The sequence below is a fragment of the uncultured Brachyspira sp. genome (genome assembly GCF_944390845.1).
GTDB lineage: Bacteria > Spirochaetota > Brachyspiria > Brachyspirales > Brachyspiraceae > Brachyspira > Brachyspira pulli.
Window position 1 is genome coordinate 1 of record NZ_CALXRM010000038.1, and the last position, 24,879, is coordinate 24,879.

General features: G+C 24.6%; 33 protein-coding genes. 29 read left to right on the top strand and 4 right to left on the bottom strand.

What is annotated here, in order from left to right; translation table 11 throughout:
* The 5 genes from Q0K52_RS08675 to Q0K52_RS08695 all read left to right on the top strand — a co-directional run.
* The coding region (locus tag Q0K52_RS08675; RefSeq protein ID WP_297298535.1) for a single-stranded DNA-binding protein at positions 1-233 on the top strand (233 nt) is incomplete at its 5' end.
* Positions 233-514, top strand: coding sequence for a hypothetical protein (locus tag Q0K52_RS08680; protein WP_297285421.1), 282 nt, complete (start codon positions 233-235; stop codon positions 512-514). The genes Q0K52_RS08675 and Q0K52_RS08680, both read left to right, overlap by 1 nt.
* Positions 486-683 carry a hypothetical protein gene (locus Q0K52_RS08685; protein ID WP_297298537.1) on the top strand — a complete coding sequence of 66 codons (198 nt, stop codon included), beginning with the start codon at positions 486-488 and terminating at the stop codon, positions 681-683. Before Q0K52_RS08680 ends, Q0K52_RS08685 begins: the two co-directional genes overlap by 29 nt.
* A 12-nt stretch (positions 684-695) precedes the next feature.
* Positions 696-1,208, top strand: coding sequence for a sigma factor-like helix-turn-helix DNA-binding protein (locus Q0K52_RS08690; protein ID WP_297298539.1), 513 nt, complete (start codon positions 696-698; stop codon positions 1,206-1,208).
* 289 nt (positions 1,209-1,497) lie between these two features.
* Positions 1,498-2,427: a site-specific integrase gene (locus tag Q0K52_RS08695; protein ID WP_297298541.1), complete on the top strand. Its 930-nt coding sequence runs from the start codon at positions 1,498-1,500 to the stop codon at positions 2,425-2,427.
* A 50-nt stretch (positions 2,428-2,477) separates the two neighbouring features.
* Here Q0K52_RS08695 and Q0K52_RS08700 read toward each other — a convergent pair whose 3' ends face one another.
* Both Q0K52_RS08700 and Q0K52_RS08705 read right to left on the bottom strand, forming a co-directional pair.
* The gene (locus Q0K52_RS08700; RefSeq protein ID WP_297298543.1) at positions 2,478-5,540 is read right to left on the bottom strand and encodes a DEAD/DEAH box helicase; all 3,063 of its coding nucleotides are present in this window, start codon (positions 5,538-5,540) and stop codon (positions 2,478-2,480) included.
* Between the two features lie 33 nt (positions 5,541-5,573).
* On the bottom strand, positions 5,574-5,732 hold the full coding sequence (locus Q0K52_RS08705) for a hypothetical protein (RefSeq protein WP_297298545.1): 159 nt from the start codon (positions 5,730-5,732) through the stop codon (positions 5,574-5,576).
* A 185-nt stretch (positions 5,733-5,917) separates the two neighbouring features.
* Between Q0K52_RS08705 and Q0K52_RS08710 the strand changes: the two genes are divergently transcribed.
* The 7 genes from Q0K52_RS08710 (at position 5,918) to Q0K52_RS08740 (ending at position 11,136) form a co-directional block, all read left to right on the top strand.
* Positions 5,918-6,109 (top strand): hypothetical protein, encoded by a 192-nt coding sequence (locus Q0K52_RS08710; RefSeq protein ID WP_297298547.1) that lies wholly within the window; start codon positions 5,918-5,920, stop codon positions 6,107-6,109.
* A gap of 7 nt (positions 6,110-6,116) precedes the next feature.
* The gene (locus Q0K52_RS08715) at positions 6,117-6,983 is read left to right on the top strand and encodes a hypothetical protein (protein ID WP_297298549.1); all 867 of its coding nucleotides are present in this window, start codon (positions 6,117-6,119) and stop codon (positions 6,981-6,983) included.
* Positions 6,984-6,988: 5 nt separating this feature from the next.
* Positions 6,989-7,243, top strand: coding sequence for an ABC-three component system middle component 6 (locus tag Q0K52_RS08720; RefSeq protein WP_297298550.1), 255 nt, complete (start codon positions 6,989-6,991; stop codon positions 7,241-7,243).
* Positions 7,209-8,927, top strand: coding sequence for a DUF2326 domain-containing protein (locus Q0K52_RS08725; protein ID WP_297298552.1), 1,719 nt, complete (start codon positions 7,209-7,211; stop codon positions 8,925-8,927). The genes Q0K52_RS08720 and Q0K52_RS08725 overlap by 35 nt, the downstream gene beginning before the upstream one ends.
* 56 nt (positions 8,928-8,983) lie before the next feature.
* A complete protein-coding gene (locus tag Q0K52_RS08730) occupies positions 8,984-9,898 on the top strand; it encodes a hypothetical protein (RefSeq protein ID WP_297298554.1) in 915 nt (304 codons plus the stop codon).
* A 246-nt stretch (positions 9,899-10,144) separates the two neighbouring features.
* Entirely contained in the window at positions 10,145-10,435 is a 291-nt protein-coding gene (locus Q0K52_RS08735; protein WP_297298555.1) for a hypothetical protein, read from the top strand.
* Positions 10,436-10,440: 5 nt separating this feature from the next.
* The gene (locus tag Q0K52_RS08740; protein ID WP_297298558.1) at positions 10,441-11,136 is read left to right on the top strand and encodes a hypothetical protein; all 696 of its coding nucleotides are present in this window, start codon (positions 10,441-10,443) and stop codon (positions 11,134-11,136) included.
* Here the strand turns inward: Q0K52_RS08740 and Q0K52_RS08745 are convergent, their stop codons facing one another.
* A complete protein-coding gene (locus Q0K52_RS08745; protein ID WP_297298559.1) occupies positions 11,137-11,472 on the bottom strand; it encodes a hypothetical protein in 336 nt (111 codons plus the stop codon).
* Positions 11,465-12,055 (bottom strand): hypothetical protein, encoded by a 591-nt coding sequence (locus Q0K52_RS08750; RefSeq protein WP_297298561.1) that lies wholly within the window; start codon positions 12,053-12,055, stop codon positions 11,465-11,467. The genes Q0K52_RS08745 and Q0K52_RS08750 overlap by 8 nt, the downstream gene beginning before the upstream one ends.
* Positions 12,056-12,226: 171 nt before the next feature.
* On the opposite strand from Q0K52_RS08750, the gene Q0K52_RS08755 reads away from it, so the two are divergent.
* The 17 genes from Q0K52_RS08755 to Q0K52_RS08835 all read left to right on the top strand — a co-directional run bounded on the left by Q0K52_RS08755 (position 12,227) and on the right by Q0K52_RS08835 (position 24,797).
* Positions 12,227-12,949, top strand: coding sequence for a hypothetical protein (locus tag Q0K52_RS08755; RefSeq protein ID WP_297298563.1), 723 nt, complete (start codon positions 12,227-12,229; stop codon positions 12,947-12,949).
* The gene (locus tag Q0K52_RS08760; protein WP_297298565.1) at positions 12,942-14,903 is read left to right on the top strand and encodes a terminase gpA endonuclease subunit; all 1,962 of its coding nucleotides are present in this window, start codon (positions 12,942-12,944) and stop codon (positions 14,901-14,903) included. Before Q0K52_RS08755 ends, Q0K52_RS08760 begins: the two co-directional genes overlap by 8 nt.
* A gap of 82 nt (positions 14,904-14,985) precedes the next feature.
* On the top strand, positions 14,986-15,282 hold the full coding sequence (locus Q0K52_RS08765) for a hypothetical protein (RefSeq protein ID WP_297285433.1): 297 nt from the start codon (positions 14,986-14,988) through the stop codon (positions 15,280-15,282).
* A 23-nt stretch (positions 15,283-15,305) separates the two neighbouring features.
* Positions 15,306-16,925 carry a phage portal protein gene (locus Q0K52_RS08770; RefSeq protein WP_297298567.1) on the top strand — a complete coding sequence of 540 codons (1,620 nt, stop codon included), beginning with the start codon at positions 15,306-15,308 and terminating at the stop codon, positions 16,923-16,925.
* A 58-nt stretch (positions 16,926-16,983) separates the two neighbouring features.
* A complete protein-coding gene (locus Q0K52_RS08775; protein WP_297298569.1) occupies positions 16,984-17,826 on the top strand; it encodes a hypothetical protein in 843 nt (280 codons plus the stop codon).
* A 12-nt stretch (positions 17,827-17,838) separates the two neighbouring features.
* A complete protein-coding gene (locus tag Q0K52_RS08780; RefSeq protein ID WP_297298571.1) occupies positions 17,839-18,279 on the top strand; it encodes a hypothetical protein in 441 nt (146 codons plus the stop codon).
* A gap of 93 nt (positions 18,280-18,372) precedes the next feature.
* Complete coding sequence (locus Q0K52_RS08785) at positions 18,373-18,954, top strand: glycoside hydrolase family 19 protein (RefSeq protein ID WP_297298573.1); 582 nt, start codon at positions 18,373-18,375, stop codon at positions 18,952-18,954.
* A 13-nt stretch (positions 18,955-18,967) separates the two neighbouring features.
* Positions 18,968-19,378 (top strand): hypothetical protein, encoded by a 411-nt coding sequence (locus Q0K52_RS08790; RefSeq protein ID WP_157154479.1) that lies wholly within the window; start codon positions 18,968-18,970, stop codon positions 19,376-19,378.
* Between the two features lies 1 nt (position 19,379).
* Entirely contained in the window at positions 19,380-19,673 is a 294-nt protein-coding gene (locus tag Q0K52_RS08795; RefSeq protein ID WP_297285438.1) for a hypothetical protein, read from the top strand.
* Positions 19,674-19,764: 91 nt separating this feature from the next.
* Positions 19,765-20,025: a hypothetical protein gene (locus Q0K52_RS08800; protein WP_297298574.1), complete on the top strand. Its 261-nt coding sequence runs from the start codon at positions 19,765-19,767 to the stop codon at positions 20,023-20,025.
* 16 nt (positions 20,026-20,041) lie between these two features.
* On the top strand, positions 20,042-20,269 hold the full coding sequence (locus tag Q0K52_RS08805; RefSeq protein WP_297285440.1) for a hypothetical protein: 228 nt from the start codon (positions 20,042-20,044) through the stop codon (positions 20,267-20,269).
* Positions 20,270-20,448: 179 nt separating this feature from the next.
* Positions 20,449-21,525, top strand: coding sequence for a head maturation protease, ClpP-related (locus tag Q0K52_RS08810; RefSeq protein WP_297298576.1), 1,077 nt, complete (start codon positions 20,449-20,451; stop codon positions 21,523-21,525).
* 11 nt (positions 21,526-21,536) lie between these two features.
* Positions 21,537-21,905 (top strand): hypothetical protein, encoded by a 369-nt coding sequence (locus tag Q0K52_RS08815; RefSeq protein ID WP_297298577.1) that lies wholly within the window; start codon positions 21,537-21,539, stop codon positions 21,903-21,905.
* Between the two features lie 438 nt (positions 21,906-22,343).
* Complete coding sequence (locus Q0K52_RS08820; RefSeq protein WP_297298579.1) at positions 22,344-23,432, top strand: major capsid protein; 1,089 nt, start codon at positions 22,344-22,346, stop codon at positions 23,430-23,432.
* 24 nt (positions 23,433-23,456) lie between these two features.
* The gene (locus Q0K52_RS08825; RefSeq protein ID WP_297298581.1) at positions 23,457-23,711 is read left to right on the top strand and encodes a hypothetical protein; all 255 of its coding nucleotides are present in this window, start codon (positions 23,457-23,459) and stop codon (positions 23,709-23,711) included.
* Positions 23,708-24,088, top strand: a complete 381-nt coding sequence (locus tag Q0K52_RS08830) for a hypothetical protein (RefSeq protein ID WP_297298583.1) — start codon at positions 23,708-23,710, stop codon at positions 24,086-24,088. The genes Q0K52_RS08825 and Q0K52_RS08830 overlap by 4 nt, the downstream gene beginning before the upstream one ends.
* Before the next feature lie 19 nt (positions 24,089-24,107).
* Positions 24,108-24,797, top strand: coding sequence for a hypothetical protein (locus Q0K52_RS08835; RefSeq protein WP_297298584.1), 690 nt, complete (start codon positions 24,108-24,110; stop codon positions 24,795-24,797).
* Positions 24,798-24,879 lie beyond the last annotated feature (82 nt).

Consider the following 24,879-nt stretch of genomic DNA (forward strand, 5'->3'; position numbering starts at 1 on the left):
TAGTGGCATTTGATAAACTTGCAGAAACAGCAAATAAATATCTTACAAAAGGAAAGCAGGTTTGTATAAGCGGAACACTAAGGCAGGAAAGGTGGCAGGATAAAAACACAAACACTACCAGATCTAAGGTGAGAATTATTATGCAGTCAATGCAAATGCTTGCAGATAAAAAAGATGTGAATAATGCAGTAGAAAATAATAGTCAGGAAGATGATGAGGAGGTGCCCTTTTAATGAATATCACTAAATTAATTGATAATGATGAATTAAAGAAAGATATTGAAGAGTTTACCAATAAATTAAAAAAACGAGGCTGTATTTATGTTTTAGGAATAGCAGCAGAAAATAAAAAAGATATATTTATTAATGGTCATAAAAATTCAAGAGATATAGCAATGATAATAAATGCTATATTATTAAATATAGATGATAAAGTAGTAAGTGTTATAAAACTTCTTTATGATCATTTTAAAAAAGAGAAAAAACATGACATTAAATCAGAAAAAAGAATATGATTTTAATATGATTAAAGAATGGAAAAAGATAACCAATGAAGAAGAAAGTATAATAATGCGAAATAAAATATTAATTAATTTGAAACTTTTAGTGTATAAAGTAGTTAATTGTTTATATTATATAAAATCTTTTGAAAAAGAAGAATTAATTAACATTGGTTTTATGTGACTTATAAAAGGTTTGAATTATATAAAACATAGTACAAAACCTATTACAGCAGAAACTTATACAAAGATTTTGTTTTATACTATAAAATATTTTATTTTTAGAGAATTAGACAGATTTTTGCACGGCAGAAGAAAACATATTAATTATAGATTAGGTACTAAATCGCTTTTTGATAAAGTATATGATGATAAAAAAGAAAAATATTTAATTGATACGATAGCAGACGATAAAAAGTATGAGCCTGAATATATATTTTTTCATTATAAATATTCTGATATAGTTTTGTCTAATTGTTATAAGTCAATAAATAATGATTTAGAAAGAATAATATTTAATATGTATTACTATCAGCATTTAAGTATTTATTCAATAGCTAAAAAATTAAATATAAGTAAATCTAATGTACATAGACGAGTACAAAAATATGATAGTTATTTAAAAGATAATGAAGTATATACTAATAGACTGTGTACATCTGGGGTGATTAGAGCATTCAATAATAGACAATTATCAAAAATGAAGTAGGCATTTTTAATCTTATAATTGTAAAGGAGGGAATTCTCAAAGTCGGATTTTGAGGAAACTAATTTCAAGTTTTAACAGATTAACATTTATCTTCGTAACATCACTATGATACTGTAAAAATATCACCTACTAATATTTTTACAGTACTGATTGAAAATAATATAGTATAAAAGTCTAAAAATAAATAATAGCTATGTATATTTAAAAAGTTATAAAAGTTTATATTCTTTTCATATAAATAAAGACTAAAAAATCGTAATAAGTCTTTAATTTATGAAAAGGTATAAGTATGGCTTATAAAAAAAATAAAGAATTAATATTACAAGGCAATAATAATATAATAACTGAACAGCAGGCTGCGATTCTAGTAAAGCAAGCTAACTACTTGAATATACTTGATTATATGAAAGAAGAAGAGCTTATTAAACAAATAGATTATGAAACAGAGAAAGAAAACTTTTTTAAGCAGTGTTCAAAAACAAAAAGCAGTCATACAAAAAGACAGTATAAAAACGGACTTAATAAATTAGAAGAGTATTGCCGTATGAATAATAAGAATATTTTATTTATTAAAGCCAGAGAAGCTGATGATTTTATAACGGAAGTCAATTCAAGCGAGCTTTCTAATTTAAGCATACGTGCATTAGTTTCTTCCTGTTCTTCTTTCTTTTCTTTTTTAGAGAGAAGATATCCGTTTATGAAAAATCCTTTCCGAGGGACAAAAACTCGTCCGCCTGTAAAAAATAAAAAACGTTTGGAAGTACCTGCTAAAAAAGAAATTGAGCTTATTATAAAAGATATATCTGATCCGTTGGTGAAGATGGCCATTATTTTTATAATGGAATGCGGTGTGCGTGTCGGAGCTTTACCTAATTTAGAAATTAAAAATAACAAATATTATTCTTATTCAAAAGGCAAGGAAGTAAGCGGAAAAGTTACTGACAAAGTTATAAAAGAATTGAAAAAGAATAATCTCTCTTTTGATAAGCCTTTCAAAAATAAAAGTTCTGAAGTGATAAGAAACATTTTTTATAGGAGTTCAAAGCGTTTATATAATCAAGGCAAAATAAAAGCTGCCTACTCTATACATGATATAAGGCATTATTTTGCTGTTACTTTATATAAACAAACTAAAGATATAGAACTTATTAGACGGGCGTTAAATCATAGCAGTATAGCTATAACAGGAATATACTTAAAAAGTTTGGAGGTAGAATAATATTTTAGTTGCGATAATTACTGTTATCGAAATATATTTCATATATAAAATTAAACTAAACCTAAATAATTTTTCATTTCAAAAATAATAATATCATTTTCTTTATTCTTATCCATTTCTGTTATTATATCTTTATCAATTTTATTATCTAATATATTATAAAACTTAGAATATCTATTATCTATCAATATATTAGCTAATGTAAAACTAATACCATTATCTATTATTTTTATTTTTTCTTTATTAGTAGTTCTATATTTAATCTTATTAATTAATTCTTCTTCTACAATACCATAAGAATATATTAAATCAAAATATTTTTGTAAATTGTAATCTATTTCATTATCAAATTCTTGAAGTAAAAATAGAGCCAAACTATTATCTATATCTTTTATACTTATAAATTCAGTTTTAGCATTTTGATTCAATTGTTTATTTCCAAATTTTGTACCTACATATAATAATTTATTTTTTGTAATATTATTTTTATTATTTATGCTTTTTTTAAATGAATATATTCTTTGTTTATAATTAGAATCTATTCTATCATTTATGATATCAACTAATAAATTTATTGTACTTCTATAGTGTAGTATTTTTAGTTTATTACTCTTTTTTTTAAAATAAAAAATTTCTCTTGTTTTATTTAATAAATCTAACAAATCAGTAATTTTTATATTTTGTTTATTCAATTTATTTTTTATTTTTGATGCTTTTTTATTAATTTGATCATATTCACTGATATCAATATTAGGAAACATATTAAAATTAAATAAATTATTTGATAAAATAAAATCTGAACTTGTATTTGCAACTTTTTCTTCTATTTCTTTATGTTTCTTTTTATTAATTCCATATTTTAAATATGGATTTCTTACATCATCTTTAGATTTTTTATTTAATACTTTTTCTAAAAAAGTTTCTAAATCATCACTATTATTCTCCCTAAATTTTATATTATATATATTGGGTTCTAATTTCATAAGATTATTAGATTCACCGTTAAATATATCATTTAGTCTGCAAGCTCTACCAACCAAATTCCTAAATTGTGAGTTATTTAATAGTTTATTTCCTATTGTTCTATCTAACATAAATATATTGTATATAGGTATATTTATACCTTCTAATAAAGTTGATGAAGATATGATAAATCTTATCATATCATTTTTTTTATAAATATATTCTATATATATTTTCATATTATCTGGTAAATTTCCAAAATGAAATATGAAGCCTTTTTCCAAACATTTAGATAGAATAAAATCATCTGTTATATAATCAGATATAGCTTTAATAAACTTATTTATTTTCTTATCTAATATTTTTTGATAAATACGATTATAGAATTTATTTATAAAATCTAATATATTCACTGTACTATTTATATAAATTAAGTTTTTATTATCTGAATATTCTAAAATAAAATTTATATAGTCAGTATTATCCAATGTTTTTATGTAAAAAGGATTATTAGGAAAATTATAAAAATAATGATCATATAATTGTAATACATGTTTTTCTTTAGTAAAATCTATTAAATAATAGTTCTCTGATTTTATATTTTCTTCAATAGCAAAATAACTTGATTTATTATCTATTTTTTCAAATGATATCATATCATCATTAAAAGTTAGATTCTTAGGATCATTAATAAAAGGTGTAAAAAATTTTAGTATTGTATTACTATTTTTTAAATGCAATATACACTTAGATAATGTTAAAGCCCTATTGTCATCACCTAAAATATTATGTGCTTCATCAATAAAAGCTATATCAAATTTAACATTGTTATTTATAAATTGTTCCAATCTTTCCTGAGTTAGCACGCATATATATTTATTATTCTTAATACTACTTTTATAGCTGTCAATATTATCAAAAATAGGGATTTTTATATTTTTACTATTAATATAACTTACTATTTTTTTCTTTTGCTGACTAATAAGAGATTTTATTGGTACTATAATTACCATTCTATCAAAATTTGATATTAATGAAAGTATTAATTCTGATTTACCATACGATGTAGGAGCTATAACTAATGTATCAAGTTTTTGGTTTTTTATAAAATATTCTTTTAATTCTTTTTGTTTACCAGTAAAATAAATATTATCATCATTATCTTTAAAAAAATTACAGTATGAAGACATTAACATGTTGTTAAATCTTTCTTCAAAAAATAAATTGTATTTTACCATTTTTTCAATAAAATGACATATTGGAATATAATTTAAATTAATTGATATATCATATAATGGTATGTAATCATTAAATAAATTTGAATATTTAAGAATTATTCTATAACCTAACTTATTGAAATTAGTATTTTTATGATTGATAAAAAATATACTATATAAAAATAATATTAGTTTTTCTAAATCATTTATACAATAATCATGTTTTAATAATTTTGTATATATATCAATAAAATATTTTCTATTTATTATGTCATTTATTGTTATATTATAATCACTTCTATTATTATTGCTATTGTCCTTATGTAATTCTACAAATTCACAGTTATTTAACTCTTCTTGTAAAAATTCTATTACTTTTTCATATTCTTCCTGCTGTATAGAAAATATTATTAATTTTCTAAATGAACCTTCTTTTAATATTTTATATTTATGTCTTAATGTACCATCAAATTCTATTTTATCATGTATATTATTATAAACAACAGAAGATAGAATTACATTTTTATGATTTTCTAAATCTATTTTTCTATTATATAATTTATCTATAGTCTCCATTACATTGCTGTTATTTTTTATAATTTTAGAAGCATGATTCCTGGCATTATACCAATTACTTTGATCATTTTTGTTAAATTTATCTATGATGCTATTTTTTGCTGTTTCTATTAAAGTAATATTTTTCTTTTGTGAGCTTTCTTTTTCTGATACAGTAGCTGATTTTACTTCTGTAAGCCATATTGAATTTTCTTCATTGTCAGTAATAACAACATCAAATGATTTTTTAGCTGATTTTTCTTCAAGATTAAAAATAGAAGATATAATTTTAAATTTATCGGAATTATATCTTATGAAGATATGAGATAGTAATTCTCCTATAGTTCCTTTTTTTTGTTTTTCTGTTTTTTGATTCATTCTAACCAAAAAATCATTCAATACAGATACATATTAGTCTCTATTATCTCCAACACATATTAATCGAAAATTTTCTCTTATATAATTTTTTAATTCTTCAGACAAATTATTTATTATGTATAAATATATATTATCATCTTTAATAACTTCTACAACATTAAATATACTTTCTTTTTTAATATTATTATTCATTTAATCTATTCACTTAAATATTGTTTAGAAAACATTCTACTTAATTATTTAATTTAAATATCTACTATATTAAATTATATACATTAATTGTCAACCTTATTCATATAACTTTTTATTGAATAAAGTAGACTTTTTCAAATAAATACTATATACTATAATTATATCAAATAAAAAAGGATATCTTTATGCCAAGAGGTGGAGCTAGAAATGGAGCTGGCAGAAAAATACAAGGCAGTGAAAAAGCTGATATAAGGGTTATGTTTAGACTTACCAAAGAGATGTATAATCTTATTAATACTTATGCTCAGAAAGAAAATTTAAGTGTTGGGCAGTATGTGCGTAAAATAGCTATAGATAAAATTTATATAAATAAATAGGTTGTCTATGGATGTAAAAGATTTATTAACTAAATTATATTTTAAAATAAGACTTTATGAAACAGAAGGAAATGAATTTCTTAATTTGTTCTATAAATTAATGAGAGCTATAGATGAAGATTTTCATAAAATTACACAATATGGCGGAGATGATGGATGTGATGGATATTCACCAAAACTTAACATTCATTTTGCTGTTACCACTCAAAAAGATAGACTAGATGAAAAATTTTTATCTGATTTTGAAAAATACTTAAAAAATAAAAAAGCAGATATATTTGTATTTGTATTAACAAAAAAAGATATAAATATTAAACTTAGTAACGCTATACAGGAAAAAATAAAAGAGTATCCAGAACTCAACATTAGTTATTGGGATTTTGATAGAATTTTAAAAGAATATATGAAACTTACATTAGAAGAAAGAAGTGAAATACTTGGTGATATAAGTATACCAGAAGGAGATTCAAATGAACCAATTTCTAATATAATTTCTGGTATATTAGAAATTGCTAAAAAACAGCGATTATCTTTTGCTTCAATAGGGACATCAACTATAACAGAATTAAATAAAAAAATAGATGGTAATAATATTAATTTACTTGCTAATGCTATAAAAGAAACAGCATCTTATACATCAGCTAAAAAGTTTTTTGATAATAATTTAGAAGAAGCAGAAATATTTAGAAATTACCTAGATAGTCTTTATAATAAACATAAAAAAAATTCTGATGATGCAGATATTATTATATGGAAAATAATAAATGATTTAGGTATTGAAATAACAGAGTTGAATTTTATGAACATAATAAATATTATAGCTTTTTTTATAGAAGAATGTACATTATTTGAAAATATAGATGCTAAGGAATAAAATATATGGTATTGCCAAATAAAAGTTATACATTATCTAATTCTTTAATAGGTATAGGTGCTATTATTTTAGAACATATAAACAATGAAACAGATATTGATAAATTGTATGAAACATTACATAAAAAGTATTCTATAGATTTTAAATATTTTACTTTTAGCTGTACTTTTTTATATTCTATTGGATTAATTGAAGTAGATAGTAATAATATAAGGAAAATATCAAATGATACTGAAAAAATTAATTCTATCTCCAAATAATAGAGAAATATCTTTTAATAGAGGATTAAATATTGTTATAGGTACTCATTCAAAAGATAACTTAGATTCAGAAACTACCAATGGAGTTGGTAAAAGTTTATTAGGTAGAATATTAAATTATTGTTTAGGATCTAAAGATGAGTATTTAGAAGATGCTTTTGATAATGAATTTAAAGAAGATTACCAAAATTGTACATTAATATTTGAAATTGATCATGTTTATCAAATAATGAAATATATAACTGGTAATAAAAAAATGGAGACTTCATTTATAGATGATAAATATCTAAAATCTTCTAAATATTCTGATTATTTAAAAAAATTATTATTTTATGATGATAGTCCAACATTTAGAGGTCTAGTAAAATACTTTTTTAGAAATCAAAATGAATTCAATGATTACATAATTAAATCAGAAAACACTTTTAATGATTCTAAATATGTTTTATATTTAATGAATGTTGATATATCCTATATGGAAAAAAAACAAGAGTTCATAAAAACTATAAAATCACTTGAAGATGATAAAAAATATTTTAAAAATAGGTTAAAAAGCGAAGATAATAAATTAGCCATTAAGAATATTCAAGATGAAATAGAGGAATTAGAAAATAGTTTAAAAGAATATAAAATATCGATAGAATATGAAAAAGAAATGGATAATTTAAATACTGCTGAAATAGAACATAAAAATTTGATTAATGAATTAGGTAATTTGAAATACAAAAGAAAACAGGCTAAAGAATTTTTAAATTCTTTAATAAAAGATAATATGACAACAGAATATATTGAAAATATATATCAAGAAATAAATTTTCGATTTCCTAATGAAATAAAAAAAGAATTAAAACTTGTAGAAGATTTTCATAAAAATTTATATAGTAACAGAAAAAATAGATTAACTAATATAATTAAAGAAACAGATAGTAAAATTAATGATATTGAAAATAAACTTTTAAATATCCAAAGAATTATAGATGACTCAACTCGTAATATAGATAAAAGCGGAATTATGCAAGAATATTCATCTATAAGAAATGTTTTAGAAACTAAAAGGATAGAATTAAAAGAGCTTGAAAAAAATAAAAGAGAAATAGAAAATATTGAATCAGCTATAGAAAAAAAGATAATAAAATTTAATCAATTTTTAGAAGAATTAGAAGAATATACTGAACTTATGGCTATTGAAATAAAAAAATTTAGTGAAGAATTTAGAGCTAAACTAACATCAATATATAAACAACCTGATGGTATGATAACTTTGAAGTCAAATCTAAGTGATCAAGCTCAAACTTCCTTTGATTTAGATATAGAAGTATTGCATGATAGTTCTGATGGGAGAAAACAAGTTGGTATATTCATTTTTGATTGGTTATTATTAATATTTGGTAAGCATAAAATAAATTGTTTATATCATGATAACAGACTATACCAAGCAGTAGATAGTAAAATATGTGCTAAAATGATAGAAATAGCTAATGACTGGTGTATAGAACACAATAAACAATATATATTATGTTTAGATGATGATAAATACAATGCAATTATAAATGATAGACCAGATTTAAAAGACTTAATTAATAATAGTATTATTCTTAACTTACAAGACAATAAAGAAAAAGATGGAAAAAATAAATTATTGGGTAGAAATATTATTATAAGAGAAAAACGAAGAAAAAAATAATATGTGTTGCGATAATAAATGTGATAGTAACATTGAAAATTTTAAGGAAATATCAAATGCAGAAAGATACTTTATATAAATTATTAGATCATTGTTTTAATAAATCAAGCATTAAGGAATTTAGAAAGTATATAAAAATGTTTCACAATATTGACAGATGGATATTAACTAGTGATTATTGTTTTGATAATAAAAATAAATTTAATAATGTGGCATCTTTTTTATTATTGCCAATTTTTAATAATACCAACTCAGAATATATAATACCAGAATTAGGAAGAAATGCTTTATATTTAGATGAATTTATAGAATTATTAAAAGAAATTCAAAAAAAAGACATAAAAGAAATCAGGACTGTTGATAAAAGATTTATTACCTTGCTAAATTCTAATTTTTATTTCTCTTTTAACTTTTTTTTAACTGGAAATATAAAAATTTCAATTGATGAAATAAGACAATTATTAAATAATATAATTATTATGTTAGAAATGTGGAAATGTAACAGTTGTAGTAATAACATTGATTTCTACAATACAACTATAAAAAAAATAAAAATTATTTTGAATGATACTAATAAAACTACATATTCTAAGAAATTATTAATTAATATGATTATTATTATAAAATTAGCAAGTTATATAACAATGATATTAGTTAGAGAACATCCCCAAATTAAATCATGCCTATTTATTTCTGACAGAGATAATATGACTACTTGTTATGATAGAATATTTTATTATTTATTTGAGGTATATAGACATGATGTATGTAATTATTATGTAAAAGAAAAAAATTATAAATTAGATAATATTTTAATAACTTTTGATAATAATAATTTTGACGCTAATGAATTAATTAGAATACCAGATTTTTTTTGCTGGAACACTAGCATCTTTAGAATTAAACACTGGGCACATAGAAGAAAAAGAAAAATATATACAAATATTAAAAGAAGTTATCACAAAAAATAATAATATTATAAATATAACAATTAATTTTGATACTGAAATTTCAGAAAGGATATTATTAGAATAGTATTAGTGAATATAAAAAATTAAAAGTTTATCTAATTATGGTATATGAACTTATATAAGCTTTTTGATTTTTTAATAGTTGCGATAACACAAATTATCGCAACAGTCTATTGACTGTAATCTAATAGAAACATATAATTTATTTGTATGAAATATTTATATATATTATTTATTATTTTATCAATGAATACTTTATATTTAGAGGCTCAATTATATAGAAGATCTGGAAGCTATATTGATAAAGAAAACAGAAAACTTATTATTTATAATGATGGTTCTGGAATATTTGAAGAAAATGGTATTAAATCTAAAACATTCAAAATAGGAAATAAAATGAGCCTGCAAAATGAATATAGATTTATATTTAACTTCAAAAACAAACCATATTCTAATACCCATTTAATATTTATTGATGGTGATAATATTGTACTTATAATCAATAACTATGTAAAATACCATTTTGAAAAAGAATAATATTTATGTATGAAATTAAAGTAGATACAAGTAAATTAAAATTCGGATTTACCAATATCAAAAAAGCCGCTGAAATATCAATAAAAAACACTTTGAATACTGTTGCTTTTTTAAGCAGAAAAAATGCTTTACAAAATATAAACAATGATTTTAATTTGAGAAATAATTTCACAAAGAAAAATATACAAGTAGAAAAGGCAGAAAATACAAATATATCTAATATGTTTTCATCTGTAGGTGCCAGAGATAAAATATCATATATGGCTTTGCATGAAGAAGGAGGAATAAAGAAAAGTAAAACAGGGAATAATATTTTAATGGCTCAAACAGCATCTAGAAATGGAAGTAATTCTAACTTAGTTTCAAAAGAACTTTATTATAATAAAATAAAAAGAAATATAATTAAATACAATAAAGGAAAAGGAAGTAAAAAATCACGTCTTATAGCAGCAGCTTATGAAGCATATAAGAAAAATAAATTTTTAAGATATAAAGATAATATTTATAAAATAACAGGTTTCACTAAAGCAGGAGATAAAACTTATTTCACAAAAGAACATATATATAATTTATCTCAAAAAGAAGCTAGAATAGAAAAAAGAGAATGGCTAAAACCTGCTATAGAGAAACCTATTAAAGATTTTCAAAATATATTCAATTCTAATATAAATAAATTATTAAAATCTAAACATATAATATAATTATGCTTCCTTATCAGTCATTTTTATGTAACTAGAAACATCTATAACTTTGGCTGTTCCATTTAACACTTCTATTTTTTCCTGCTTTTTTCTATCTTCTATAAGAGCATCTATATTTTTTTGAATACCTGTAACTTCAGAAGAATAAGCATATTTATTCGTGTTTACCAAAGTTATATTTTTATGATTATACTCTATCTTTCCATCAGTATTATTTTTAAGATATCTAATGGCTGCTTTTTTCTTTTCATCTAATACAGATTTTGATTTTTCATGATCCTTATGTGCTTTAATATAATCATCTAATTCTTTAATAGAAGTTTTTTTGTTAGGCATTAATATCTCCTTTTTGGTTTGGACTTTTTATTATATTTATCATTTCTATAATTTTATCTATAGAATAAATATTTCCTTGAACAGTTCTTGTAAGTTCTTCCAAATTATTAATTTTTTCATTACATTTATTATGAAACCAATACTCTAAAGCAATTCTAGCAGCTATATAATCTCTTTTAGCATTATAAGGACTTTGTATTAAATCAATACCTAATTTCCTACCATATAAAGCATAATTCTCTTTTCCTTTTAATCTAATTAAACCTCTTTCTCTGTAATTATATTTGTTATTATCATTGGCAGTTCCATACTTTTTGATGTATGCTGCTATAGATTTATCTCCTTTTTTAGATAATTTTTCAGCCTGCTTAATATTCATACATTCAAAAGAGTTTATAAGTTTATTTGTGCTAGTGAAAGATTCCTCTGTGAAATAAAAATTTTCTGATTTTAATGCTATTTGTGTAATGAATGAAATTAACTGATGATAATTATGAAACTGGTATTCAGAAAAAACTATTTCAAGAGGTTTAGCAAAAGCGGTATTGCATTGTAATTTGTTAAGTATATTGCTTATATTCATATATGTAGTGTAATAGCTATAAAAACATTTTCAAGATAGGTATACATTTTTAAGGTACTGTGAGCCATACCAGCGTACGCAATTATGCTCCAGCCCGTGCGGCTTTTGAATAGTAAGTGCATTTTTTTTCTACTTGAAAAGTTTTCAATTAATATATCATACAGGAAGTTTATGAAAGTAAGTTCAAAAGAGTTTGGACGATTAGCAAATGTAAGTATAGAAGCTCTAAGACAGGCAGTAAAAAATAAAAAATTAATTAGAGATAATCAGTACAGATATGACCTAACAAATGAAGTTAATATATCTTATCTTCTTAATAAAGGATTAACATTAGAAGATATAAATAATTTTGCCAAATCAATATCTGGACATAACCTAGAAAATATTGAAAAAATCACAGATAAAAGCAGTCAAAGTCTGAAAAATAAAGAAAATAATGAAGAAAAAGAAACTGAAATCTTAGATGAAAAGAAATTTACAGATATAACAGGACTTCCAGCATATTTAATGAACCTTACTATAAAAGAACTTGTTATAGAATATGATGAACCAGTAAAATTAAAGTTCTGGGCTGATGTACTATACAAATTATTACAGGCACAGGAAAGAGAGCAAAAAATAAAAGAAAGAGATTTAGAACTTATAGAAAAAGACTTTGTTATGACATATATATTTAAGTATATAGAACTTCTTAATTTAAGATTATTAGATTATCCGGATAGTGCAGTAGATAATTTAACAGCATTAATAAAAACTAATGAAAATAATGTAAGAATGAAAATTATAGAAGAAATGACAAAAGACTTTTCTATGATTCTAACAGAAACTAAAGAATCAATAAAAAGAGAAATAAATAAACTGCTCAATAAACATTTGGAAAATAATAATGAATAAAGAACATGAATTATCCTTTATAATAAAAATGTTCGACCGATTGACAGACAAAAAAGAATATGAACTTCCTAGTCATTATATAGAAAGAGTTAGAGCATTAGATAAAGAAATATCTCCTATACCAGGATTTTATAAATTTTCAAGAACTCCTTTCTGGAGAGAAATACTTGATAATATGTCGCCAAAATCTCCATATCAAAAAATAGTTGTAATGAAAGGCGTACAAATAGGAGCAACAACCGGCATTTTAGAAAATATTATAGCTTATAATATAGGCTGCGATCCTAAGCCTCAATTATATATTTCAGCTGATAAAGAACTTGTAAAAATGAATATGGAAATAAAAGTAGAAAGAATGATAGACAGCTGTAAATTGAGAGATAGGATTTTCTCACAAACTGGAGTAAATACAAAAAAGACTGGAGATACAAGTTTGCAAAAAGATTATATTGGAGGATTTTTAATAGCAATAGGAGCACAAAATCCGGGCAAATTAAGAAGTATGAGTTTTCCAGTAATTTTATTTGATGAACTGGACGGTATGCCTGATAAAATAGGAAAAGAAGGCGATCCAGTAAGTTTAGCGGATAATAGAACTAATGCCTATGCTTCAAAAAGAAAAATATTATATATCTCTACTCCATTAGTAGAACAAACAAGTAAAATATATAAATTATATAAAGAAGGCGATCAAAGAAAGTTTTTTGTTCCTTGCATAAAATGCAAAAAGAAACAGGAATTAATATTTCATGGCATAACAGAAACAGGACATAACTACGGAATAGTGTTCAGTCATAACAATGGAGAAATAGATTATAGTTCTGTAGGATATAAATGCAAATATTGCGGACATATAATGAAAAATCATGATAAATCTATAATACTTCAGGAAGGCGAATGGATTTCAACATCAAAATCTAAAGATCCTAAATTAATAAGCTATCATATTTCTGCTTTATATTCAGCTGTAGGAATGTTTTCTTGGGAAGATATAGTTCAAAAATGGAATCAATGCTGGGATATAAAAAATAACAGATTAAAAGATAAAGAGAAATATAGAGAGTTTAGAAACCTTATGCAAGGACTTCCATTTGAAGAAAGAGGCGAAGCTATAAGAGCAGATAAAGTAAAACAAAACAGAAGTTATCATTATTTAAAAAATCAAATAAATAATAAAAAGTTTATAGAAGAAACAGGAAGCGGTATTTTATTATTAACTTCAGCTGTAGATGTACAAAAAAACGGATTATGGGTAGATATACGAGGCTGGTGTGAAAGAGGAATAAGCTATTTGATAGATGCATTTTTCATAGAAGGAGAAACAGAAAATTATAACTCTATAGTTTGGAAACAGCTTGATGATATAGTAATGAATAAGAATTGGATTTCAGATGATGAAAAAATATACAGAATAAATAGTACATTTATAGACAGCGGAAAATATACAGATTATGTATATGAGTTTTGCAAACATTATAGTTACGGAGTTTATGCCATAAAAGGAAATGATTATATACAAGGCGGATTAACTTATAAGGCTTTCAATAGAGATACTATATTAAAAGCAGGTCTTTCTCTAGCACTTCATATAAACACTACAAAGCAAAAAGACTTTATAGCAAGAACTCTTAATTTACCAAGAGAAACTAATAAACTATTACCCGATTGGTATATTAATTTTCCTAATGATTTTGCAGATGATTATTTTGATCATTATTCAGCAGAAAATAGAATTGATGAATATGATAAAATAACAAATAAATATATACGCACACGCTGGAAATTAATGGCAGGACGTGAAAATCATTTATTCGATACACATTGCTATAATTTAGCTAATTTGGAATTTTTTGCATTTAATATTTGTAAATATGAATTAAATATAGAGTATCTGAATTGGAAAGATTTCTGGGAATATTCTAAGCAAGGTTATTTTTATGATAAAATTAATTAGAAAAGTTACCTATATTGCATTTTTATTCCAAGCATTTAATATTATTTTATAATAATGCCATACTTTAGGAACTTTAATAATAATGAGCAATAAACTTGATGATGATAATAATATAAGTTCTTTATCCAGTGAAGAATATTATAAGAATGAATATAACAATTTAAGAATACTGCTTTTTGAATATGATAAAGCTATATTATCTGTACAAAATCATAAAAGCTATACTCTTAACACAGGACAAACAACACAAACAGTTACAAGACATAATTTATCAGAATTAATAGAAGCTAAAAAAGATATACTCAATCAAATGAGAGAATTAGAAATGCATTTAGGTATAGGTAAGCCTTCTGTAATACATGTAAATCCTTCTTGGTAATTATTTTATTAAGGTAAAAATTAATGAAATTCAAAATATTTGGATTAGATATTAATATAAATAAATATAATGATAAGCCTTTATTAATAAATAATAATTCAGATAGATTGAATAATCCTTACAATTATTATTTAACTGATATAGTACAAACAATATTTAACGGCGATACATTTCCGGGCTCATTTGGAATTACTAAAGATTATACTTTTGTAGACTATTATACTTTAAGAAAAAGAAGCGTACAATTATTTAAAGAAAATCCTTATGCCAGAGGTATTTTAAGAAGAATATTAAGAAATGAAATAAATAAAGGTTTAACTTTAGAGGCTAATCCTTTAACTATGTATACAAAAATGACGGAAGAAGAAACCGTTTTATGGAGTCAGAAAGCTGAATTAGATTTTAATATATGGGCAGAAAATCCTAAATTATGCGATTATTATAATCAAAAAACTTTCGGACAATTACAGTTAGATGTAAGACAAACTGCATTAATAAGCGGAGATTGTTTGGTAGTTTTGAGAATATCTCCTAAAACTAAAATGCCTTATATTCAATTAATAGATGGAAGTCATGTAAGAACACCTTTAGGATATACGCCTAGAAAAGGAAATAAAATACTTCATGGAATAGAGTTTGATAACTTAGGAAGACAAGCAGCATATTATATTACAAATAATTATAATGACAATCTTTTAGAATATAAAAGAATACCAGCCTATGGAGAGAAATCTGGAAGAAGATTAGCATGGCTTGTATATGGTACAGATAAATTATTAGATGACTGCCGAGGCGAACCAATACTTTCTAATATTTTATATATGATGAAAGATTTAGACAGATATAAAGATTCAGAAATGCGTGCGGCTGTTATTAATGCTATGCTTCCATTATTCATAAAAAAAGGAGAAAAAGGATTAGGTTCAGCACCTTATCAGCATGGAGCCATAAAGAAAACAGATATTATAATAAATGATAAAGAAGAAAGCAGAAAGTTTAATATAACAGATAATTTGCCGGGTATGGTATTAGATGAATTAAAATACGGAGAAGAGCCTGTTAGTTTTAATACAGTTAGACCAAATGTTAACTTTGGAATATTTCAGGAAACTATATTAAATACTATTTCTTGGAGTTTGGAAATACCGCCGGAAATAGTAAGATTATATTTTCAGAATAATTTTTCAGCTTCAAGACAGGCCAATAATGAATTTAATGTTTATCTTCAGGCAAGAAATTATCAATTTTCAAAAGAGTTTTTACAGCCGATATATAATGAAAAAGTAATATCAAGCATATTAAACGGCAAATTAGAAGCTAAAAATTTATTAAAAGCAATAATGGAAAATGATATAGAAACTATTTATTCTTGGACCAATGCAAGCTGGAGCAGTATATCAAGACCAAGCGTAGACATACAAAAAGATGTATCAGCAGCAGCAACTGCTATAGAATACGGTATAGGTTCAAGAGATTTTTGGAATAAAAGAATAGTAGGAAAATCTTTCCAAGAAGTTATGAGAATATTAAAAAAAGAAAAAGATGTAATGGATAAAATGGGACTTAGTTTTAAAGATATAGAAGATTCTTCAGGCAAACCTATAAACAATATAGATGATGAAGAATATAAAGAACTAGAATAAAAAGGAGCAAACTGATGAATGTATATTTTTAATATATTTAGTCAGTTTTAATTGTTATATGAAAGATTACAGTCAAGCATTTATAAATACAAATGGAGAAGAATTTCCAAATACAAAAGCAGTAGATGCCGGAAGTCCGGGTAATACAAACGGTACAGAAATAATAGCAGACTTGCTTAATGATAATTGGGGATTTTCTCAGGCATTATTAAAAGCAGCCTCTATCAGTCCAAATGGAAAAGACGAAACTGCAGATAATTCTCAGAAATTAGAAGCTATAAAAAAACTTTATAATGATGCAGATACGGCATTAAAAAATATTCTTACTCAAACAATAACACAAGCTGATAATGCTGTGAAAACAGAACTTAATCAAAAAATCAGTAAAGAAACAACAGACAGAACTCAAGCAGACACTGCTTTACAGAATAATATTAATACTGAAAAAACTCAGAGAACTCAAGCAGATACTACTTTACAGAATAATATTAATACTGAAAAAGCAAGAATTACTAAAGAAATAACAGACAGAACAAATGCCGACAAAAATCTTCAGAATCAAATAAATACTGCCAAATATAACCTTCCAAGCAACGGAACAGAAATAAAAATGCCTTATACTATAGACGGCAAGGCAGTTTATAAAAGATTTTGGGGTAAAAAACAATTTAAAAATGGAGAAACTATAATTACACTGCAAAATTTAGGTATCACAGATGTATATAATATAATATCTGTAAAATCTCAGTCTTGTACATTAGGACTATTTTTTATACAACAAGCACATATAAATGGAGGAGATTCTGGTTGTGTAGTATGTGATGGAACAAATATAGCGGCTTATGTAAAAGGAGTTTTTGCATTTATAACTAATGTAGAAATAGAATATATAAAAGGTTAAGGAGGTTTATATATGTTTATTGCTTTATTAATAGTTTTTATATTATTTACATTATTCATTATTTTATATTATGCCAAAATCAAAAAAGTAAGAACTGTAGGAAAGATAAAGTATTGCTATAATTCTGTACTTTCTTTCATTCTCAAAATAGTAAATAAAATAAAAAAATCTGATTTTATTGCTATTACTAATCCGCTTACAAATAGAATACATTTAATAAATAAAAATGATTATGACAATATTACTGAAGAAGATTCCCTATACAAACATGAATTAGTACATGTTTATCAAGGCGAAATATTAGGAAAAATAAAATTTTTATTTCTTTATTTAATCTACAGTATAAAGTACGGCTATTATAATAACCCATTTGAAAAACAGGCAAGAGAATATGAAACAAAGGATTTAATTATAAAATCGGATATAGAAAAAGAAATTAATAACAGCTTATAAATGTATTTTATATATTGAATACTATATCTATATTGCATTAAAAATAAATCATTCTATATTATGAATCATTACTATAATATAGGAGTTTGTAATATGATTAAAAAATATTTGGATAAATTAGAAATTAATCTTGAATGGCTGCCATATTTAGAAAAATATTTTAGTAAATACTCTATTACTGATGAAGATGATATAAAAATGTTTTTAGCACAGACAAGTCATGAAAGTAATAATTTTACTGTATTAAAAGAAAGTTTTAAATATTCTCCTAAAAGACTTTTAGAAGTTTTTCCGTCTAAAGTAAAAACATTAGAAAATGCTGAAAATATATGCTCTCAGGGCTGGAAATCTATAGCAGAATTAATTTATGGCAATAGAAAAGATTTAGGCAATATAAATGCAGGAGACGGATATAAATTCATAGGCAGAGGTATAATTCAGCTTACAGGAAGAAACAATTATAGTAAATATTCAAAATTGACAGGTTTAGATTTAATTAATAATCCTGATTTATTATTAGAAAAAGATGCAGCTTCAGAAGCTGCATGCTGCTATTATAAAAATAGAGGCTTAATTGGAATAAGAGATATTAAAGAAATTACTAAAAAGATTAACGGCGGATATAATGGACTTCAGGATAGGATAAAACGTTTTGAATTAATCAAAGATATTTAAGGATTTTTATTATATGCCAAGAACAACTATAAGTGATTTAGATAAAAGAACAGCTAGTATATGTCATAGGATAGGAATAAATGAAGACGGCAGTTCAAACGGCAATGGTTTAATTAATACTATGAAAGAAATTAAAGAACGATTAGATTCTCATGAAAAATATTTAGATAATCTATCAGAGGATATGGTAAAAATAGATTATAGATTAGAAAAATTAGAAAGTTTGGCTAAAGTAAATAATGAAGAACAGCAAAAAATTATTAATGAAATGAAAGAAATTAAAAAAAATATAGATGATAGTATTACAAGTACAAAAATAAAAAAAGCAGCAAATTTTATATTGCTTTTGGCAGGAGTTACTACAGCATTGGGCACTATATTAGGCACAATATATTTTTTTACTAATCATTTTATAGGAAAATAGTATGAAAAAATTATTTGGTTTTTTAGATTCTAAAGGCTTGGGCAAAAAAACAAGCTGGTTTACAAGTGTAGGAGCTTTTGCTTTTGGAATTATTATGACAAGTTTCATAATGATAACTCAAAAAAGATTTCCTAACTATAATGAATCTATTGCAATAGTTATAGTAATGTGGGGAGCAAGTTTAGTTACAGGAACAACTGATTTGAGCATTATTATAAATAATTTCTTTAAGGCAAAATATAATTACAAAGAAAATTATAAAGAAAATGACAGTAATAATCAGCATAATAATTAATTTTTTTAAGACAAAACTATTAAGTTTTTTGAAATCAAAATATTTTATATATTTTTTAATTATAGGCATTGTATTTGTATATATAAGTTTTTTGAATTGTACAATAAAATCCAAAGATAAAAAAATAAAATCTTTAGAAAAAGAAATATATACAGCAAAAATAGAAATATCAAATATAACTGCTTTAAAAAATATAAACTTTGAAAAAAGACAAATATACATAGATGAAACTTTTAAAAGCAGCAGTAATTTAATAAATGAAATAAAAAATAAAAATCTTACAAAAAATGAATTAAGAGCTTTGAATACAAGCATAGAAAATTATTATAAAATAGCAAGCAATAAAAAATAATATAAGGCTGTTAATTATGAATAAAATATTTATATTTATTTTAACTTTATTCCTGATGGGCTGCCAATCTACAAAATATATAACTATACCGTTATCTAATCCACCTGCCTTCTATTACCCTAATACAAATATGATCACACAAAAAGATTTAATAAAAGAATATCAAAACAGCTTGAAAAAAATATCAGAATGGCAGGAATGGTATAAAATAAATACATCTTCAAATTATTTTTATAAGAAATAAAAATGTCTAAAAATGCTATCTATATTGCAATCTTTTTACACCATTTTATATTATAAACATACTTCAATAAACTAGATATGAATTTATTTATACCTAGTTGACAAAGTAGAACCATTAACAATAAAGGAATAAGAACTTGGCAAGCTGACAACAGTTTGACAAGTTCAAGCATAACAACAATGAACAAAATATCTATATCTGGAATAATAGGCTGGGATTTTACTTCAAAAGATTTTAGAAATCTTACTCAAAATATGAATGGAGATTTAGAAATAGAAATTACATCTCCGGGCGGATTTGTATTTTCAGGTATAGAAATACATAATCTAATAAAGGAATACTCAAATAATAAAGGCAAAGTTACTATTAAAATAATAGGATTATGTGCTTCTATAGCTTCATATATAGCTATGGCAGGCGATAAAATCATAAGTTATGATAATGCTGTATTTATGATTCATAATGTAAGCATTTCTACAAGCGGAGATTATAGAGAACTTAATAAACAAGCAAAAGAAATAGAAGCATTAACAAATATAATAGCAAAAGCATATTCTAAAAAATTAAATATAGATATCAATGAAATAAGAAAACTGATGGACAATGAAACATTTTATTATGGCGAGGAAATATTAGGCTTTTCAGATGAAGTTGTCAGTAATGGAAATGGAGAAGTTTCTAACAAAGAAGAAGCATATATATTGGCCAAAAATAGAATATATTCCTGCATAAATAAAATGTCAGAAAGCAATAAGGCTAAAGATGACTTGAAAAAAGCGGTTGCTTTTCTAGCTCTTGCAGTAAATACAGATGATGAAAATAATGATTTAAATAACAGCAGTAATAATATCACAAAAACAGCAGAGTTCATTAATACATCAGAAAATAATAACGCAAAAAAAGAGGATAAGAAAATTATGGATTTACAAGAATTAAAAGAACAGCAGCCAGAATTATATAAAACAGTGTTCAATCTTGGAATAGAACATGAAAGGAAAAGAGTAATGGCTCATATAAAATTAGGAAAGGCAAGCAATCTTATAGATAAATCCATTTCCTATATAGAAAATGGAGCCTCTATTAGTGATGATGAAGTTTTAGCAGAGTATCATAGTGCTCAGCTTAGTAAAAATATACTTAATATGCATATAGAGGAAAATCCTGAAAATACTAATATGCTTTCAGAAGAAGATAAAGATAAAGCATTAGAAGAACAATACTTGAAAGAGTTAAACAAATATAATCCTAAAAGATAAGGAGTATATGAATGAGTAATATCAACGAAGAAAAAATATCATACGATGGAGTAATAAGAAATGTATTAAAAAGCGAAACAGCTTTAGTTACTCTTGAAGCTTCAAGCCCTATTAAAAAAGGCACTATATTAATGAGAAACGGCGACAAATACAAACCTTATGAAACAGGTTCAAGCGATCCAGTAGGCATAGCTTTAAATGATGTAGAAGAAACAGAAGCAGGCGATTATCCTGTAGGAGTAATGCTTTCTGGAAGTGCTGATATAAACAGAGTAATTTTAAAAGGTCAAGAAGCAGGAGCTGGAATCACAACAGAAATAAAAGATAAATTAAGAATGTATTCTATATATTTAGAAAGTTACATAGAGATAGGAAAGTAATAATTTTTAAATATTATAGATCTATTTATAAAAATTGTGAGCCTCTGGCAAATTTATTTGACAGAGCTATTGCCATAGGCACGCATAGCGAGCGAACAATTTTTATTAGCAGTAATGGAAAGTGATAATTTTTAATTATTATAGAAGTGAATATAAAAAGCGAGTCAAAGCCAATTAGTTGTAAAAATAAATTTATTTATTTGCTGATTATAGGCTAAGGCGAGTATAGCAGCAATAAAAAAGCGAGCCGACCAAGTAGGTACCCTTTGGGTAAGCCAGCAAATAAATTTATTTATTTGCTGATTATAGGCTGAGGCGAGTATAGCAGCAATAAAAAAGCGAGCCGACCAAGTAGGTACCCTTTGGGTAAGCCAGCAAATAAATTTATTTATTTGCTGATTATAGGCTGAGGCGAGTATAGCAGCAATAGGAGTTTACATGCCAAATATTAGAGAGGCTTTTTTAAAGTCATATAAAGAAAGACCAGTTCTTAATCCTTTTTTAAGTAAATGGTTTAAGACAACACCAAGAGATATAGTAAGTGCTGGGAAAGTAAAAATAGATATAATGAGAAGTTCTTCAAAAGTAGCACCAGTTGTTACTGCTTTATCAGAACATTCTCCAAAACTAATAAGAACAGAATATACAGAAAAAGAGTTCACTCCCCCTAAAGTCGCCATAGGCTTTGATATAACAGCAGAAGATATAGATACTAAAGTATTTGGTTTAGATCCTTATGCATCTGCAAATGTTCCATATATAGCAGATTTACAGTCAAGAATAATGGATAAAATGCGTGAAGGCGAATTGGCAATAGCAAGAAATATAGAATATCAGGCTTCTCAAATATTTCAAACTGGAAAATTAACATTGCAAGATGATAAAGGAAACAATGTTTATGAGATAGATTATAAGCCTAAAGCAAGCCATATAGTTACAGTATCGACTGCTTGGTCTGATTATACTAATTCAGATCCTGACAAAGATATATCCAATATTTATAAAGAAATATTAAAAGATGGAAAAACAAGAGCTGTAAATATTATATTCGGCTCTAATGCTTGGGAGAATTATTGCAATAACTCCAAAATAAAAGATAAGTTAAATCTTAGAAATGCTAATGTAGGAATAGTAGATCCTAAATATTTATATGATGATGCTGATTATTTAGGTGAGCTTCTTATAGGTACTAATAGATTTAGATGTTACTGTTATGAAGGATATTATACAAATGCAAGCGGAAAAGATGTTAATTTCCTTGATCCTGATAAAGTTATAATGATACCTGATTCAGAAAGTATTAATTGTGATTTCAGAAAAATATACTGCACATCATCTACTATAACTGGAGTAGATCCTCGCTTAGAAAGTATAATACCTAGTTATATGAATCTTGAAAACAGAGCATACACAATAAGAGCTTGGCTTAATGAACCAGCTGATAGTTTATCTGCTGAAATATCTACAAGACCGCTTTTAATTCCTGTTTCACTAGATAGTTTCGGATGCATAAAAACAACAGTATGATTTTATTGAAGTAAGGAGAGTCAAATGAAATATAGGATATGTAAAGGTAAAGCAATTTCTACTAGGAAAGGTATTATAAATGAACTTGAAGAAATAGATGAAAGTTTATTAGACGGAAATGCAGAAAAATTGCTGAATGCTAAAATTATAGAGAAAATAGAAGAAGATAAAAAAGATGATAATACAGAAACAAGCAGTCAGCAAGAAAATAATACTATTTCAGAAGAAGAAAATAAAGAAAAGAAATACTCTAAAAATATGGGAGCTAAAAGAAATTGAATCTACTAGAGCAAGCTAAAAAAGATTTAAGATTTACATTAGAAGATATTAATAATGGTTTTGGTACAGAGTTTAAATTTAATGATGGTACAAAAATAGAACCTATTATATGCAATGTTTCTGATATAGGATTTTTTTTAGACACTAATACTATGGCTGGAGTATCTTCAAGACAGGTAGAAATTACATGCTGTATAGAAACTTTAAAAAATAAAGGTTTTACCTACCCTTCTAAAAATTGGATTCTAAGCTATATAAATACTAATAATGAAGAATTTTATTTCTCAATAAAGCAGATAAGACCAGACAGAACTTTAGGTATATATAATTTAGTTCTTGAAATTATGAAAATTGATAAAATACCTATAAAAGAATAAATGAAGCATAATAATTAATATGAATGCAATAATAAATAAACTAATTGATAAGAAAGATACTTTTGAAATTATACGTTTAAAGATAGCTAGTATATTAAAATATGAGCTTGAAAATCAAAAGAAACTAGCCAAAGAACAAGGAAAAGATGATAACAAATACAATATAGATATTTATGTAGAAAGAATAAATCCTTGGCTAATTTATTCTAATGAAATAAACGGCGATGAGAAAGGTACTTTGCCATTAGTTAATATTACATTTGAAAGCGATAATCTTACACAATCAGGAAGTATGAATATTGTAAGACAAAAATCGCAGGGTACTTTTTATATAGATTGTTATGCTTTTAAAAATAAGAGTTTTGATGAAAATGCAGATGAGGCTTCAAGCAAAGAGGCTGATAGAATATCCACTATAATAAGAAATATATTAATGTATAGCGGATATTTATGTTTAGGTTTAGAAGGTTTAGTAGTAAGACGTTATATCACAAAAAGAGAAAAATTGACTCAAAATAGTGATTCTAATTCTTCAGAAAGCGTAGCAGTTTGCAGATTAACATTAATTGTTGATTATGCTGAATATTCTTTTGAAGAAGATCCTGTAGTATTAGAAAGCATAGTAGGTGAATGTTTATTAAATGATACAGGCAAAGTGATATTTAATGCTAATTATATAAGTAAGCCAACAACTGATACTAATATGTAGGCGAACATAACAATATAATAAAAGTTAAATAATACTTAATACAGATTATATAAGTGAGCCGAAACCATCAGCATAATTTATT